Source organism: Sediminihabitans luteus (assembly GCF_002797595.1).
Taxonomy (GTDB): domain Bacteria; phylum Actinomycetota; class Actinomycetes; order Actinomycetales; family Cellulomonadaceae; genus Paraoerskovia; species Paraoerskovia lutea.
The window spans coordinates 1-15,556 of the sequence record NZ_PGFE01000005.1; the positions used below are offsets into that span (position 1 = coordinate 1).

The window sequence follows — 15,556 nt, forward strand, 5'->3', positions numbered from 1 at the left end:
AGCAGGACCTCGCCGGCACCCCGGCCACCCCCAACCCCGAAGGACTTCCCACCGCACTCGAGGAGATCCGATGACCGACACCACCACCGCGACCGTCGCCGTCACCGACGACACCTTCAAGGAGATCGTCGCCGACTCCGAGATCCCCGTGCTCGTCGACTTCTGGGCCACCTGGTGCGGACCGTGCCGCCAGGTCGCGCCCATCCTCGAGGAGCTCGCCGGCGAGTACGCCGGGAAGGTCACGATCGCGAAGCTCGACACCGACGCGAACCCTGCGACGACCGCCGCCTACGGCATCGTCTCCATCCCGACGCTCAACATCTACGTCAAGGGTGAGCTCGTGAAGTCGATCGTCGGCGGTCGACCCAAGCGCGTGCTCGCGAACGAGATCGACGAAGTGCTCGCCTGAGGGGCAGTCCTTCCACGAGAAAGGGGCGCCTGACAGCCAGTGGCTGTCAGGCGCCCCTTTCTCATGCCCCGCGGTTCTCCACGGCGTCACTCGGGCCGGGTGTCAGGCGCTCTCGGCGCCCGGTGCACGCAGAAGTCCCGGGTCCTCCGGAGCCATCTTGTCGAGGATTCGGTTGAGGTCCTCGACCGACGCGAACTCGACCGTCAGCCGGCCCTTGTTCTTGCCCAGGTTGACGGTGACACGCGTGTCAAAACGGTCGGAAAGCCGCGTCGAGAGCTCGTCGATGGCCGCGATCCGCTGACCCGCCCGAGGGGCACGCTGCTGACGCTTCTCCTCGAGGCCGCCCATCGAGACGATCTCCTCGGTCGCGCGAACCGAGAGCCCCTCGGCGACGATGCGCTGGGCGAGCCGCTCGATCGCTGCGCCGTCGCTCAGGCCGAGCAGCGCACGCGCATGGCCGGCCGAGAGGACCCCGGCGGCCACGCGACGCTGGACCAACGGGGGCAGACGGAGAAGTCGCAGGGTGTTCGAGATCTGCGGGCGACTCCGTGAGATGCGGCTCGCGAGCTCCTCGTGAGTGCAGCCGAAGTCATCGAGCAGCTGCCGATAGGCCGCGGCTTCCTCGAGGGGGTTCAGCGCGCTGCGGTGCAAGTTCTCGAGCAGCGCATCGCGAAGCATGTCCGAGTCGTCGGTATCGCGAATGATCGCAGGGATCTGCTGGAGCCCCGCGGCCTGGGTGGCGCGCCAGCGCCGCTCCCCCATGATGAGTTCGAACGTGCCAGGTGCCTCGGGGTCGCGCCGCACGACGACGGGCTGCAGAACACCGATCTCCCGGATCGAACCGATGAGTTCGTCGAGCTCGGTCTCGTCGAAGACCGTGCGCGGCTGTCGCGAGTTCGGGTGGATCGAGAGAACAGGGAGCTCGGCGAAGGATGCGCCGGGCACAGGCACGAGCTCGGGACCGTCCGCAGCTGTTTCACGTGAAACCGGCTCGACATCCTCCGTCGACGGTGTTCGTGCATCAGACTCGTGGGCCATCGACCCCACCGGGGTGGTCTCTCCATCCGTGGACGAGGCCGACGATGTTCCATCCCCGTCCTGCTCGACCGTCGAGGACGGCACCGTGGACTCTGGCGCCGTGGACGCTGGCGCCGTGGTGGACGGGCCTGTCGTGCCGAATGTCGTCGTGCCGGATGTCGTCGCGTCTGATGTCATCGAGTCGGAGGCCGTCGTCGTGCTCTCCAGGTTCTTATCTGCCCCCGCAGCGTCCTCGACCGGCTGGATGGCCGTCTCACCGCCGCTGGGAGAACTGCGGTCCCCTGCGCTAGAGGTAGTCGCTTCGTCATCATGGGCGGAGCCGTGACCTGCAGCGTCACCGGCGACATCGCCGGGGGCCTCGGTGCCACCGTCATTCGTGGCAGCACTCGTGCCATCGACGGCACTGCTGCCCGCAGTGCTACTCCCTGCCGCGCCACTACCTTCCGCGCTACTACCTTCCGCACCGTTCTCCGTAGTGCCACTGCCGCCCGAGACACCGCCTTCCGCGCCCGAGCTCGACTCGGCCGTGTCATCAGCCTCGATGATCTCCTCGTCAGCCTCGCGGACGAGCGTCGCGACGGGGCTCGTGCCGTCGTCGGCACGGGCAGCATCATCCTGGGCAGGGGCGTCCGCCGGAGGCGCCGAGGGGAAGAAGACGTCCACCGGCCTGTCTCGATCGCCACTGGTCGGGATCAAGGCACCGAGCCCACGGCCCAACCCACGCCGACGTTCGCTCATCGAGCATCCTCCTCATGTGTACGCACCGGCGCATCGACGCGCGCTGCGAAGTGGTCGTGTCGCTCTGGTGCTGCACTTTGGCGGGTGGCGCCTCGCTCCGAGACCTCGCGTGCGGCCTCGAGGTATGCCAGTGCCCCGGTTGATCCTGGGTCGTACGTCATGACGGTCTGCCCGTGGCTCGGTGCTTCAGAGATCCGCACTGATCGAGGCACGGTCGTCCGCAACGTCTGGTCAGGGAAGTGGGTCCGCACCTCGTGGGCGACCTGCTGGGCGAGGTTGGTGCGGCCGTCGTACATCGTGAGCAAGATCGTCGAGACGTGCAACGATGGATTGAGGTGTGCCTTGATCATCTCGATCGTCCGCAGCAACTGCGTGAGGCCCTCCAGCGCGTAGTACTCGCACTGAATCGGGATCAGCACTTCACGACCGACCACGAAAGCGTTGACGGTGAGGAGGCCGAGGCTCGGTGGGCAGTCGACGAGTACGTAGTCGAGTGGTTCCATCCCGTTCTGGATGCGCCACTCGAGGTAATCGTCGAGCGCCCGGCGCAGGCGTGTTTCACGTGAAACGAGAGAGACCAGCTCTATCTCAGCGCCTGAGAGATCGATCGTGGCGGGAACGCACAACAGCCGAGGGATATCCGGACACTGCTGAACAACGGCACTGATCGGCTCCCCATCGACGAGAACCTCATAGACCGAGGGCGTCCCCGCGCGATGCTCGACACCGACCGCTGTACTTGCGTTGCCCTGGGGGTCGTTGTCGATGACGAGGACGTTGAGCCCTGCCTGCGCCAGCCCCGCGGCGAGGTTGACCGTTGTCGTCGTCTTACCGACGCCACCCTTCTGGTTCGCGATCGTGATCACACGCGTCGTCGCAGGCTTGTCGAACTGCCGTCCGTGCAGCTCAATGCGTCGGCGAGCGTCCATCGCAAGCTGCGCCGCGAGCGGGGTCGAATCGTCGATCGTCGGGAGACTCGCCATCAGCGCCGCGCGACGATCGTCATCGTGCGAGCGGATGGTCGCCGGCGGGAGCGACACGTGGCCCTCCGATCGAGCTCCATCAGGCCGCTCTGCTGATCCCTCTGTCACCACGGTCTCCTCTGCATCTCTCGTCTGCATCGTTGCACGTCAGCCCTCATATCGCGACACCTTCGCGCTCTCGCTCGGTCCCCCAGGTCCATGCACATGGTCCTCGCCCATGTCGTCCCAGACAGCGCGCAATGCTACTGACGCGAGTCTTGATCTCGAGTCCCCAGGACCCGGCGGTCGGCGCCTTACGGCGGGCGTTCGCCTGAAGCTCGACGTTCGACGCCCCACGCCCACACCCACGAGCCACACCCCCGACCCGCGACGACCGTCGAAGGACCACACACCGAACTCGACGAAGTCGGACATGCTGCGCCGCCGCCAGCAACGAATGCCGGGAACCCTCATGACTCCCCTCGATCGCGCTACGTCGCTCGCGCACAGGAACGTCGCTCGACGGGCACTCTCGGGTCGGGCACCATCAGACCGCCCGCTGGATCCGGACGACCGTCGTCGACTCCAGCCCGGGAGCAGTGACTGCCTCGATGATCTCCGGCTCTCCCATCGCGTACTTGCGCAGCACCTTTCGAGCACCAGGTACCTCACTCGCGACGTTGCGGCCCTTGAGGACCACCATCTCTCCCTGCTTGCTGAGGAGCGGCAGGGACATGCGAGCGAGCTTGTCGAGTGCCGCAACGGCTCGAGCCGTCACGATGTCGACCTCGAAGGCGTCGTGATACTCCTCTGCTCTGCCTCGAAGGATCTCGACGTTGTCGAGCCCGAGCTCGTCGACGACCTCCGCGAGCCATGTGCAGCGACGCTCCATCGGCTCGATGAGCTTGACTGTCAACGCCGGCCTCATCGCAGCGATCACGATCCCAGGAAGTCCCGCCCCAGATCCGATGTCGGCGAGTGTTCCCTGCGGACGGAGGTACGGGACCACGGCTGCAGAGTTCACGATGTGACGCTCCCACAGTCGCGGAAGCTCCCGTGGACCGATCAGTCCCCGCAACTCACCCTCGCGAACGAGCATCTCCGCGTAGCGGCTGACCTGGTCATATGCGCTGCCGAAGACCTCGCGAACCGCCGGGGACTGCGCGAGGTCGCGATCGACGCCGTCGGCATCTCCAGATACGCCGTGAGCTTCTGACATTCGATTCGTACTCCATCACTCGGAACAGTTGCTCGGTGACGTCAGCCTACCTAGTGGCCGGCGTCGATCGTGCATGCCCGGCCGTAGGCATGGACACTCTCCGTGCGCGACTACGCACGACTTCCTACCACCGCGCCAGGCAGTCCCAGTCCTCAAGCCCAGGGCGCGACCCCTCTCGATCGGCACCCGCTGTCGGCGCTTGCTGACCCATCGACGAAGCGGTCGAGTGTCGCGATCGGAGTGCCACGCGCAGTGGATGTTCCACGTGAAACAGCCCCGCGTGGTCACGTCTGTGCCTGATTGCTCATGTACCGGCGCCGCACGAGATGCATTGCTGCCAAGCTCGGTCGATCTGTTGTGCACGACGAGAGTTCCACGCGCGCTCGACCTCGTTCGCTGTGGTTCCACGTGAAACGCTACGCCGAGCCTCCCGTGGCTGTTTCACGTGGAACCTGGTCCGCACCCCCGCACCGCCCTCCGCGGCATGGCCTGACACGCACAGACGCGCATACCTCGCGAAGAACAGAGGGCGCCCCAGCGCCTACGACGGGAATGAATGCTGCTACACGAGCGGCCAGCCACGCACGCTGTGCTCCCGCGCGCGCTCGCGCGTCCGCGTATCCGCGCGTGCGCATCATCACGGCATTCCCCGCTCTCGTACACCTCAGTGAACGCTCGAGGACTACCGGGATCCAGCACGAGACGTTGCCCACAGACACTGACCTCCACGGCATACGTGTCGGCCGCACGGATGCGGAGCCGGTCTCGGCGGGGCGCGCGGAGAGCGTCGGCATCGAAGCGCGAAGCCGTCAACGTGTGGCAGAGCCTCGACCCCGGGGACACAGTGGGCGCGCCGAACCGCAATGTGGCAAGGACCGGTGACATCCGCGACGTGCTCCCGATCTCAGGAGCCGCACGCCGGAGGGTCTGCAGTCCTGTGGCGGCGTGGGATCAGGGTCGACGACAGAAGCAACGTTCACCACTGCCGTTCCACGTGAAACATGTGCCCCGCCTCACGACACCACACGTGAACGTGCACCCACATCACGGAGGAACGAGCGCCTCGCATGGCACGACGTACATGCGGTGCCGTGCACCCAGGTCGGACTCTGCTTGACCACGGTTGGACGGCGCACGCTGGTCGCGCGTCGGCGGCCAACCACTCGACTTCACGATCCAGCTGCGAGATGGAGTTGCAGGCCGACCGATGGCGCGCAAGCGGCCCATCGCCCCTGCAGCGCGAGGGACCGCCCGACCCGTCTCCACGAACGGGCAGCCACCCTCACCGACGGCAGGATGCGCATTCCCTGACGGAGTAGGCGCACCTTGGGCGGGTTCAGGGATGAACGAACCGCGAGCGGCTGACCCCGCCATCCTGCCGCGAAGACACGCTCTCGACGTTCGACAACAACCCGGCCCGTCATTGACGAGCACAAATTGACGAGCACAATGGAAGGCGCTGCTACCCAGACCCCACCCCGACCGCTGCGTGAGGTCCGCTGCGTGGGATCCGTTGCGTGGGGCTTCACCGTCAACGCACGAACGACAACGGTGACGTCGGCCGAGCTCCATCCCGGAGGACCGGCGGGCCTTGCGGCCAGACCGGTCGGACGGCCGAGCGCGGAGCTCGGAGTTGTTCGCACATCGATGGACGCGACCCGCTGCATCTGACGACTGCTGCACTGCACCAACGAGAACGGGGACCGCCGACACGTGTCGACAGTCCCCGTTTCACGTGGAACAGAACGTGATGGGTCGACTCAACTCTTCGGGCGAACGACCACGTAGCGCTGCGGGTCAGTGCCCACCGAGTCGCTCTGCAGGCCGGCGGCAGCCACCGCGTCGTGCACGACCTTGCGCTCGAACGCGTTCATGGGCTCGAGCGACACCTCGGCTCCCGAGCTGTTCGCGGTGCCGATCGCCTCCTCCGCCAGAGCCCCGAGCTCGACACGTCGGCGGGCCCGGAAGCCTGCGATGTCGAGCATCAGACGCGAGCGCTCCCCCGTCTTCGTCTGGACCGCGAGTCGCGTGAGCTCCTGCAGGGCGTCAAGCACGTCCCCGTCGTCACCGACGAGCACGTCGAGGGTTCCGTCGTCCGCGACGATCTCGACTGCGGCACGGTCGTGCTCGACGTCGATGTCGATGTCCCCGTCGAGGTCCGCGATGTCGAGAAGTTCCTCGAGGTAGTCGGCGGCGATCTCGCCCTCCTCCTCGAGCTGCTGCGTCAGGTTGCGTGGCTCATCGGCTGCGGGAGTCGTCTCGGTGCTCGCCATGTCGGTGCCCTTCAGTCGTGTCTCAGGTTCGTGCAACGTCGGTGGTGCGCGCGTCAGTCTGCTGCGCCAGGTCCCTTGGCCTTGGGCTGGGAATTCTTCCCTGCCGTCGATCCGGATCCCTTGCTCGAGCCGTTCGCGCCGCCCCCCGGCTTCGCGTTGCCCGCGGGCTTCGCCTTGGCCGAAGGCTTCGCAGTGCCCGCAGGCTCCGCGCTACCCGAGGCGTCCGCGGGCGATCCGCCCGAGGCGGCGCCGTCCGCAGCAGGAGTGCCGCTGGTCGAAGCGGTCTGCGACCCTCCCGAGGAACCGGCGGGCCGCTGCTGCCCGGCCGGCTTCTGCCGGTTCTTGCGCTTCGGCTGCTGACGCTGCCCACGGGGCTGCTCGATGACCGCCGTCGTCCCGCCGGTGCCCTCGTCGAGGGTGATGCCCTTCGCGGCAGCCTTCTTGGCCTGACGGGCCTTGAGCGCCTTCTCAGCTTCGGAACCCGGCGCCGGCATCTTGCGGATCGTGTAGAACTGCTGCCCCATGGACCAGAGGTTCGTCGTGGTCCAGTAGACGAGAACACCCACCGGGAAGTTGACGCCCGAGATCGCGAAGATCAGGGGGAACGCGTAGAGCATCATCTTCTGGGTCTGTGCGGCCGGGCCCTCGAGCGCCGCCTTCGGCATGTTCTTCATGGTCAGCTGGCGCTGAGTGAAGAACGTGGTCGCGACCATCGCGAGGATCAGACCGGCGATGACCAGCTTGACCTGGAGGTCGTCCGTCTGGAGGAACACGTCGGAGAGCTTCGCGCCGAAGATCGACGACTGCTCGATGTCGCTCGCGACGTCCTGGTTGATCGGACCGATCGTCTTGGCCGTGCCGTTCGCGATCCCCTCGAGGCCGTGGAGCACCCGGAACAGGGCGAAGAAGATCGGTGACTGCGCGAGGATCGGCAAGCACGAGGCGAACGGGTTCGTGCCGTGCTTGCGGTAGAGCTCCATGGTCTCGCGGCTCATGGCCTCACGGGACGCGGGATCCTTCTTGTTCTTGTACTTGTTCTGGATCGCCTTCATCTCGGGCTGGATCATCTGCATCCCGCGGGAGGCCTTGATCTGCTTGAAGAACAAAGGGATCAGGATGATGCGGATGATGATCACGAGGCCGACGATCGAGAGCACCCAGGCGAAGCTCGGGCCCTCTTGGAACCCGATGAACAGCAGCACCTGGTGGCACAGGTACATGATCCAGGCAACGACCCATTCGATCGGGAACAGGATCGTGGAGAAGAAATCCATCGTGGTTTGAACTCCCTAGCCTTCTGTCAGGTGCTGGTCGACGACGGCGTCGCGATCAGAGATGTGGGTCAGCGCTCGTGCTGGTGGTGCGCGTGGTCGGGACGGGGCGCACGCTCAGGGACGTCGTCGACTCCCCCACGGCTCCACGGGTTGCAGCGCAGGAGCCGCCAGACGGCGAGCCGGGTGCCGCGCAGAGCCCCGTGACGCTCGAGAGCGATCACGGCGTACTGCGAGCACGAGGGGTAGTACTTGCACGAGGCGGGCATCCAGGGCGACACGACGAGCTGATATCCCCGGACCAGGAGCACGAGCAGCGCGCGCGGGGCTCGCCCGAGGGCGGCGAGCGCACGCCGGGCAGGGCCTCGGCGGCGCACAGTCTCGTTCGGCTCCCCCGCGTCCACGTCAGGGTCGACGTGCCGGCTGCTCATGACGGTGGTCACGGAACCGGGGCGGAGGCGTCGCCGGGGCGCCCCGTGCTCGACGCGGCGACGCGCGCCGACACTCGACCGACGGTCTTGTGGAGATCTCCCCGCAACGCGTCGTAGGGCGCGGCGGCAGCACCTGGCAGGGCGCGGACGACGACCGTGCTGCCGACAGGGATCGCGTCGAGCTCGACGGCGGCCGCGGCACGGAGCCGGCGCTTCACCTTGTTCCTGTGCACAGCGTTTCCCACGGACTTCGAGACGACGAAGCCGATCTGGGGCACGCCAAAGCTCCCGGTCTCGTTCGAGGCCGGGAGCATGTGGACGACCACCGTGCTGCTACCGGCACGCACACCTCGTCGCACCGTCATCTGGAAGTCAGAGGAGCGGCGAAGGCGATGTGCCGGAGGGAGCACTCTCAGGCAGAGAGCTCGGCGCGGCCCTTGCGGCGGCGCGCGGCGAGGATGCTGCGGCCGGCGCGGGTGCGCATGCGCAGCCGGAAGCCGTGGGTCTTGGCACGACGGCGGTTGTTCGGCTGGAAAGTCCGCTTGCTCACGAGTGCTCCTGGAACGTCGGGGAGTCACACCGTCTTGTCCACGACGATGCAGTACTTCGGATGAATGGGCCCGTCCCAGGGTCCGCGTGTCGCTCGGGTGATCACCTGGTAGGGCGACCGATGATCGGTACGCGGGCGCGCGAAAGCGCCTAGAACGGCTGTATGACGTTACTCCGCGGCGGGCTCCGAAGTCAAACCCGGGTCGCACGGTCGCCCGGCCGAGCCCGTGCCGCCGGACGTCGGTCCGGCCCCCGGGAGCATCCTGCACAGGGTGTGGAAAACTTTGTGGACGAAGCTCCCCGTGCCAGACTCCGAGAGCCTGGATCGCGCTCCCCCGACCGAAGGACGGCCGTGCCGCACGCTGACGAATCGATGGACGACGTCTGGAACCAGACGATGTCCACGCTCGAGTCCAACCCTGACATGACGCGGCGCCAGCTCGCGTTCATCAAGCTCGCGAAGCCGATGGGGATCCTGGACGGGACCGTCTTCCTCGCGGTGCCGCACGAGCAGACCCGCACCTACCTCGAGACGACGGTGCGCGAGGAGCTCCTGGGCGCGATCGCGTCGGTGCTGGGTCGCGAGGTGCGCTTCGCGATCACCGTCGACCCGCAGCTGAGCGCGGAGCCCGCGGCCGGCCCCTCGCGCGACGCCGTGGCGGAGTCCCCGGCCTTCCCCGGCTTCCCCGAGCCCGAGGACGACGTGGAGCCGGGACGCCCGGCGATCGACCTGCCTGACGACGTCATGCCGCCCCGCCCCGTGGCGCCCGCGCCGCGCCGTCCCGCGGAGCCGTCACGCCTGAACCCGAAGTACGTGTTCGAGACCTTCGTCATCGGCGCGTCGAACCGGTTCGCCCACGCTGCCGCCGTCGCGGTCGCGGAGGCCCCTGCCAAGGCCTACAACCCCCTCTTCATCTACGGCGGCTCGGGGCTGGGCAAGACGCACCTGCTGCACGCGATCGGCCACTACGCCCACAACCTCTATCCCCACGTGCGCGTGCGGTACGTGAACTCGGAGGAGTTCACGAACGACTTCATCAACTCGATCGGTGAGGGCAAGGCCGGCGCCTTCCAGCGGCGGTACCGCGACGTCGACGTCCTGCTGATCGACGACATCCAGTTCCTGCAGGGCAAGGAGCAGACGATGGAGGAGTTCTTCCACACCTTCAACGCCCTGCACAACGCCAACAAGCAGGTCGTGATCACCTCGGACCTCCCGCCCAAGCAGCTCGCCGGGTTCGAGGACCGCCTCCGCTCGCGGTTCGAGTGGGGTCTCATCACGGACGTCCAGCCCCCGGACCTCGAGACCCGCATCGCGATCCTGCGCAAGAAGGCGTCGAACGAGAACCTCGCGGCCCCGGCCGACGTGCTCTCGTACATCGGCTCGAAGATCTCGTCGAACATCCGCGAGCTCGAGGGGGCGCTCATCCGGGTCACGGCCTTCGCGAACCTGAACCGGCAGCAGGTGGACCTCGCGCTCGCTGAGATCGTGCTCAAGGACCTCATTACCGACAACGACACGACCGAGATCACGCCTGCGGACGTGATCGCCCAGACGGCCGGCTACTTCGGCCTGACGATCGACGACCTGTGCGGCAGCTCGCGCTCGAGGGTCCTCGTGACCGCACGTCAGATCGCGATGTACCTGTGCCGCGAGCTGACGGACCTCTCCCTGCCCAAGATCGGCCAGCAGTTCGGCGGGCGTGACCACACGACGGTCATGCACGCGAACCGCAAGATCGCCGACCAGATGGCCGAGCGCAGGTCGACCTACAACCAGGTCACCGAGCTCACGAGCAGGATCAAGCAGCAGCACAGGGGATGACATCCCTGTGGATCGTGGTGGACGACCGACCTCGGACTGCAGCCCGTGCAGCCGGGCGTCGGTCGCACAGATGAAGGTGCTCGATTTCTCCCTGGATAGATGAGTAGTCGTCGTCATAGGGGTTGTGGATTCTGTGGGAAACGTGTCTTTCTGCAGGTCAGAGGCACATTCTGGCTGTGGGTGGACTGGGGGTCCAGGTGTGGAGAAGTCGCGCGTCCTGTGGGCGGCGACTTTTTCCCCACAGGCCGTCCACGGATGACCCCACCGCTGTCCACACCTTTCGGTACGTCGTCCACAGTTATCCACAGCGCTGTGCACAGCTGTGAACATTCGTCCTACGCCCAGACCATCCACAGGGTGTGGACAAGTAGCGGTCATCCACATGGATCTCCACAGACTGTGTGCAGAGGTCGGATGACTGCCACGAGCGCGACCCCGGCACCTGTGTGTCGCGAGCCGCGTGCGGCCGGTTTCCGGGATACTCGTCCTCGCGTAGTGTTCAAGCACGACCCCCCACGAGACCCGCGGATCGACGGGTCCCCGGCGGTGCGTCGTGTCGACGAGAGGGAGCAGGAATGAAGTTCCGGGTTGAGCGTGACGTCCTCGCCGATGCGGTGACGTGGACGGCACGCACCCTTCCGACCCGTCCCCCGGCACCGGTTCTCGCCGGCGTCCGGATCGAGGCGGACGCCGCCGGCACCCTGAGCCTCTCGAGCTTCGACTACGAGGTCTCGGCCCGGTCGGAGATCCCCGCGGAGGTGCGCGAGCCCGGCACGGTCCTGGTCTCGGGTCGCCTTCTCGCGGAGATCTCGCGATCGCTCCCCGCCAAGCCCGTCGACGTCGTGGTCGAGGGCAACAAGGTCGTCGTGACCTGCGGCGCGAGCCGCTTCACGCTCCTGACGATGCCCGTCGAGGACTACCCGGCGCTGCCCACGATGCCCGAGCTCACCGGCACGGTCAGCGGCGACGAGCTCACGAGCGCCGTCGCGCAGGTGAGCGTCGCGGCGAGCCGTGACGACACGTTGCCCCTGCTCACGGGCGTGCGCATGGAGATCCAGGGTGAGCGCATCACCCTCCTGGCGACCGACCGGTACCGTCTCGCCCTGCGCGAGCTCGTGTGGAATCCGACGGTCCCGTCGTACGAGGCCGTCGCGCTGGTGCGGGCCCGCACCCTGACCGACGTCGCGAAGTCGCTCGGCTCCTCGGGCAAGGTCAACGTCGCGCTGAGCGCCGACGGCGGGGTCAACCTCATCGGCTTCGAGGCGGGTGGCCGGCACACGACGTCGCAGCTCGTCGACGGCGACTATCCCCCGGTCCGTCGCCTCTTCCCGGACGAGACGCCGATCCACGCCGTCGTCCCGACCGCTGCGCTCATGGACGCCGCGAAGCGCGTGGCCCTCGTGGCCGAGCGGAACACGCCGATCCGGCTCTCGTTCAGCGACGGGCAGGTCGTGCTCGACGCCGGCCAGGGCGACGACGCGCAGGCGTCCGAGGCGCTCGAGGCGGTGCTCGTGGGCGAGGAGATCTCGGTCGCGTTCAACCCGCAGTTCCTGCTCGACGGCCTGGGCGCCCTCGGCACGGACTTCGTGCGCATGGGCTTCACGCACCCCAACAAGCCGGTCGAGTTCACGGGCCAGGAGTCGCTCGACGGCGAGTCGTCGAGCTCCTACCGCTACCTGCTCGTCCCCATCCGCTTCTCGAGCTGATCGAGGACGTACAACAGCACCATCTCCCGTCGTACAACTCCAGGAGGGGCAGTCATGCACATCGGTCTGGTGGGTCTCGGCAAGATGGGTGCCAACATGCGCACGCGGCTGCGCGCGGCGGGCATCGAGGTCACGGGGTACGACAGGGATCCGGCGGTGTCGGACGTCGCGTCGCTGGCCGACATGGTCGCCGCACTCCCGGCGGGGTCGAGAATCGTGTGGGTCATGGTGCCCGCGGGAGCGATCACGCACGGCGTCGTCGAGGAGCTCGCGGGCCTGCTGGTCGCCGGTGACGTCGTGATCGACGGCGGCAACTCGCACTTCGCGGACGACGCGGCGCACGCCGAGCTGCTCGCCGGGCACGGCGTCGGGTACCTCGACGCCGGTGTCTCGGGCGGCGTGTGGGGCCTCGAGAACGGGTACGGCCTCATGGTCGGCGGCGACGCCGCGACCGTCGAGGCCGCGATGCCGGTGTTCGACGCGCTCCGCCCGCCGGGGCCCCGCGAGGAGGGCTTCGTGCACGCCGGCGCCGTCGGTGCCGGTCACTACGCCAAGATGGTGCACAACGGCATCGAGTACGGACTCATGCAGGCCTACGCCGAGGGCTACGAGCTGCTCGCGGCCAAGGACGTCGTCACCGACGTCACCGGCACCATGAAGGCCTGGACGCGCGGCACCGTGGTGCGGTCCTGGCTCCTGGAGCTCCTGGTGCGCGCCCTCGAGGACGACCCCGAGCTCGCGGAGATCAGCGACTGGGTCGAGGACTCGGGCGAGGGACGGTGGACCGTCGACGAGGCGATCGAGTCGGCGGTGCCCGTGCCGGTCATCTCGGCGGCGTTGTTCGCACGCTTCGCGTCACGACAGGGCGCCTCGCCGGCGATGAAGGCCGTCGCCGCGCTCCGCCAGCAGTTCGGCGGCCACGCGACGAAGCCCGCGGACGGTGCCTGAGCCCGCGACCTCGGTCCACGCGAGGGCGCGCCGCCCGCATCCCCACCCCGTGTCGGCGCGCCGAACCACCCGCCCGGCACGATGCACCCGATCGCACTGCAACCGATCGCACTGCATCGCCTCGCAGACCCACCGCTCCACCGCCCCATCGCCCCGCACGACAGTTCGGTAGTCCCCTGATGTACATCTCTCACCTCTCGCTCGTCGACTTCCGGTCCTACCCGGTGGTCGACGTCGAGCTCGACCCCGGCGTCAACGCGTTCGTGGGCCAGAACGGCCAGGGCAAGACCAACCTCGTCGAGGCGGTCGGGTACCTCGCGACGCTCGGGTCGCACCGCGTCTCGGGCGACGCGGCGCTCGTGCGCGCGGGGGCCTCTCGGGCGGTCGTGCGCGCCCGTGTCGTGCGCGGGGACCGCGCGCAGACCGTCGAGCTCGAGGTGTCGCCGGGCAAGGCGAACCGCGCGCGCATCAACCGTGGTGCCGCGGTCCGGGCTCGCGACGTGCTGGGCATCGTGCGCACGGTCCTGTTCGCCCCCGAGGACCTCGCGCTCGTCAAGGGAGATCCCGACGGCCGGCGGCGCCTCCTCGACGACCTCGCGGTGCTGCTCCTCCCCCGGTCCGCGGCTCTCCTGAGCGACTACGACCGCGTGCTGCGGCAGCGCAACGCGCTGCTCAAGAGCGCGGGCGCGGCGACGCGCGGACGCCGCCGGCCGTCGTCCGAGGGTGACGCCGCACCCGACCTGCGCACCCTCGACGTGTGGGACGCCCGTCTCGCCGAGCTCGGGGGGCGGGTGCTCGCCCTGCGTGCCGAGCTCGTCGCGGCGCTGCAGCCGTACGTCGCGACCGCGTACGAGGAGGTCAGCGGCGGGCAGGGGCGTGCCGAGATCGCCTACCGCTCCTCGGTCGAGGGTGCGGAGCAGGACCAGGCCGCTCCCCCGTCGTCCGCGGCCGAGCTCGAGGCCAGGATGCTCGAGGCGCTGACGCAGGTGCGGCCCAAGGAGGTCGAGCGGGGCGTGAGCCTCGTCGGGCCGCACCGGGACGACCTCGTGCTGACCCTCGGTGGCCTGCCCGCGAAGGGGTACGCGAGCCACGGCGAGTCCTGGTCGTTCGCGCTCGCGCTGCGCATCGCGTCGTTCCGCGTCATGACGCAGGGCGTCCCCGACGACCTCGTGCTGCTCGCCGGGGCCTCGGACTGGGGCCCGGGTGGCGAGCCGATCCTGGTGCTCGACGACGTGTTCGCCGAGCTCGACGCGGCCCGCAGGGACCGTCTGGCCACGCTCGTCGAGGACGCCGGGCAGGTGCTCATCACGGCCGCGGTGGCCGAGGACGTCCCTCCCTCGCTCGGCGGCGTCACGTTCCGGGTGCAGCAGGGCTCGGTGACCCGTGAGTGAGGCGGACGGCGGAGAGCTCGTCGACCCGACGCCCCCGGACGTCCCCGGGGTCGAGGAGATCCTGCCGGTGCTCGACGACGACCGGCCGTTGCACGAGCGCATCTCGCTGACGCCGCCCGAGGCCGTCGCCCGGGCCGCCCTCGACCGTGCGCGGGCCGCGGCCCGGGCACGCGGCCTGCGACCGGGGACGATCCGGACGAGCCCGCTCGGCGAGCCGCACGTCGAGCGCAAGGGGCCGGACGCGCGGGACCCCCAGCTCCTCGGGAACCTCGTGGGCCACCTGCTCGCCGCGCGAGGCTGGACGCCCGACGTGACCGTGGGTGGTGTGATCGGGCGGTGGCGCGAGGTCGTCGGCGACCAGGTGGCCGACCACTGCACGCCCGAGTCGTTCGAGGACAAGGTGCTCGTGGTGCGCGCCGACTCGACGGCATGGGCCACGCAGGTCAAGATCCTGGTCCCGCGGCTCCTCTCGCGGCTCGCGCAGGAGGTCGGTGACGGCGTGGTCGAGGACGTCACGATCCTCGGTCCTGCGGGCCCGTCGTTCCGCCGTGGTCCGCGCACGGTTCGCGGCCCCGGACCTCGTGACACCTGGGGCTGACCGGACCCCCGGGGGCGGGCCACGCAAACCGTCCCCAAGCCTGTGGAGAACTCTTGTGGATGACGCGCCGGATCCGCAGGATCTGCGCGGTTCCGGGTACCATGGGTAGATCAATCCGCCCCCGGTGGACCACGTGCCCCAGGACCGCCCAGCGGTGACGGTGCGCGGTGCTCCGAGGTCGGGCCGAGATCCGTGCCG

14 protein-coding genes are annotated in these 15,556 nt (G+C 68.5%); 6 read left to right on the forward strand and 8 right to left on the reverse strand.

Annotation, left to right across the window (positions count from 1 at the left end; all coding sequences use genetic code 11):
• The first annotated feature begins 70 nt into the window (after positions 1-70).
• On the forward strand, positions 71-409 hold the full coding sequence (trxA, locus tag CLV28_RS12905) for a thioredoxin (RefSeq protein ID WP_100423765.1): 339 nt from the start codon (positions 71-73) through the stop codon (positions 407-409).
• Between the two features lie 102 nt (positions 410-511).
• On the opposite strand, the gene CLV28_RS12910 is transcribed toward trxA, so the two are convergent.
• From CLV28_RS12910 to rpmH, 8 genes are all read right to left on the reverse strand, one after another.
• Positions 512-1,624, reverse strand: coding sequence for a ParB/RepB/Spo0J family partition protein (locus tag CLV28_RS12910; RefSeq protein ID WP_100423901.1), 1,113 nt, complete (start codon positions 1,622-1,624; stop codon positions 512-514).
• A 557-nt stretch (positions 1,625-2,181) separates the two neighbouring features.
• Positions 2,182-3,168 carry a ParA family protein gene (locus CLV28_RS12915; RefSeq protein WP_157802657.1) on the reverse strand — a complete coding sequence of 329 codons (987 nt, stop codon included), beginning with the start codon at positions 3,166-3,168 and terminating at the stop codon, positions 2,182-2,184.
• A 526-nt stretch (positions 3,169-3,694) separates the two neighbouring features.
• Positions 3,695-4,366 carry a 16S rRNA (guanine(527)-N(7))-methyltransferase RsmG gene (rsmG, locus tag CLV28_RS12920; RefSeq protein ID WP_100423767.1) on the reverse strand — a complete coding sequence of 224 codons (672 nt, stop codon included), beginning with the start codon at positions 4,364-4,366 and terminating at the stop codon, positions 3,695-3,697.
• 1,760 nt (positions 4,367-6,126) lie between these two features.
• Complete coding sequence (locus tag CLV28_RS12925) at positions 6,127-6,639, reverse strand: Jag family protein (RefSeq protein WP_100423768.1); 513 nt, start codon at positions 6,637-6,639, stop codon at positions 6,127-6,129.
• Between the two features lie 53 nt (positions 6,640-6,692).
• Entirely contained in the window at positions 6,693-7,913 is a 1,221-nt protein-coding gene (gene yidC / locus CLV28_RS12930; protein ID WP_100423769.1) for a membrane protein insertase YidC, read from the reverse strand.
• 68 nt (positions 7,914-7,981) lie between these two features.
• A complete protein-coding gene (gene yidD, locus CLV28_RS12935) occupies positions 7,982-8,341 on the reverse strand; it encodes a membrane protein insertion efficiency factor YidD (RefSeq protein WP_100423902.1) in 360 nt (119 codons plus the stop codon).
• Positions 8,342-8,349: 8 nt separating this feature from the next.
• Positions 8,350-8,751, reverse strand: a complete 402-nt coding sequence (gene rnpA / locus CLV28_RS12940; RefSeq protein ID WP_100423770.1) for a ribonuclease P protein component — start codon at positions 8,749-8,751, stop codon at positions 8,350-8,352.
• 2 nt (positions 8,752-8,753) lie between these two features.
• Positions 8,754-8,891, reverse strand: coding sequence for a 50S ribosomal protein L34 (gene rpmH / locus CLV28_RS12945; RefSeq protein WP_100423771.1), 138 nt, complete (start codon positions 8,889-8,891; stop codon positions 8,754-8,756).
• A 372-nt stretch (positions 8,892-9,263) separates the two neighbouring features.
• Here rpmH and dnaA point away from each other — a divergent pair, with 372 nt between their 5' ends.
• The 5 genes from dnaA to CLV28_RS12970 all read left to right on the forward strand — a co-directional run bounded on the left by dnaA (position 9,264) and on the right by CLV28_RS12970 (position 15,358).
• Positions 9,264-10,715 (forward strand): chromosomal replication initiator protein DnaA, encoded by a 1,452-nt coding sequence (dnaA, locus tag CLV28_RS12950; RefSeq protein WP_100423772.1) that lies wholly within the window; start codon positions 9,264-9,266, stop codon positions 10,713-10,715.
• 575 nt (positions 10,716-11,290) lie between these two features.
• The gene (gene dnaN, locus CLV28_RS12955; protein WP_100423773.1) at positions 11,291-12,421 is read left to right on the forward strand and encodes a DNA polymerase III subunit beta; all 1,131 of its coding nucleotides are present in this window, start codon (positions 11,291-11,293) and stop codon (positions 12,419-12,421) included.
• Positions 12,422-12,475: 54 nt separating this feature from the next.
• The gene (gene gnd / locus CLV28_RS12960; RefSeq protein ID WP_100423774.1) at positions 12,476-13,369 is read left to right on the forward strand and encodes a phosphogluconate dehydrogenase (NAD(+)-dependent, decarboxylating); all 894 of its coding nucleotides are present in this window, start codon (positions 12,476-12,478) and stop codon (positions 13,367-13,369) included.
• Between the two features lie 179 nt (positions 13,370-13,548).
• On the forward strand, positions 13,549-14,760 hold the full coding sequence (gene recF / locus CLV28_RS12965) for a DNA replication/repair protein RecF (RefSeq protein WP_100423775.1): 1,212 nt from the start codon (positions 13,549-13,551) through the stop codon (positions 14,758-14,760).
• Positions 14,753-15,358, forward strand: a complete 606-nt coding sequence (locus CLV28_RS12970; RefSeq protein ID WP_239073166.1) for a DciA family protein — start codon at positions 14,753-14,755, stop codon at positions 15,356-15,358. Before recF ends, CLV28_RS12970 begins: the two co-directional genes overlap by 8 nt.
• The last annotated feature ends 198 nt before the right edge of the window (positions 15,359-15,556 follow it).

Excerpts from the sequence above, each read along its gene's own strand:
- rsmG (WP_100423767.1), bottom strand. The coding sequence starts at position 4,366 with ATGTCAGAAGCTCACGGCGTATCTGGAGATGCCGACGGCGTCGATCGC.
- dnaA (WP_100423772.1), top strand. The coding sequence starts at position 9,264 with ATGGACGACGTCTGGAACCAGACGATGTCCACGCTCGAGTCCAACCCT.
- trxA (WP_100423765.1), top strand. The coding sequence starts at position 71 with ATGACCGACACCACCACCGCGACCGTCGCCGTCACCGACGACACCTTC.
- CLV28_RS12915 (WP_157802657.1), bottom strand. The coding sequence starts at position 3,168 with ATGGCGAGTCTCCCGACGATCGACGATTCGACCCCGCTCGCGGCGCAG.
- dnaN (WP_100423773.1), top strand. The coding sequence starts at position 11,291 with ATGAAGTTCCGGGTTGAGCGTGACGTCCTCGCCGATGCGGTGACGTGG.
- recF (WP_100423775.1), top strand. The coding sequence starts at position 13,549 with ATGTACATCTCTCACCTCTCGCTCGTCGACTTCCGGTCCTACCCGGTG.
- yidC (WP_100423769.1), bottom strand. The coding sequence starts at position 7,913 with ATGGATTTCTTCTCCACGATCCTGTTCCCGATCGAATGGGTCGTTGCC.
- CLV28_RS12910 (WP_100423901.1), bottom strand. The coding sequence starts at position 1,624 with ATGACATCAGACGCGACGACATCCGGCACGACGACATTCGGCACGACA.
- CLV28_RS12925 (WP_100423768.1), bottom strand. The coding sequence starts at position 6,639 with ATGGCGAGCACCGAGACGACTCCCGCAGCCGATGAGCCACGCAACCTG.
- gnd (WP_100423774.1), top strand. The coding sequence starts at position 12,476 with ATGCACATCGGTCTGGTGGGTCTCGGCAAGATGGGTGCCAACATGCGC.
- yidD (WP_100423902.1), bottom strand. The coding sequence starts at position 8,341 with ATGAGCAGCCGGCACGTCGACCCTGACGTGGACGCGGGGGAGCCGAAC.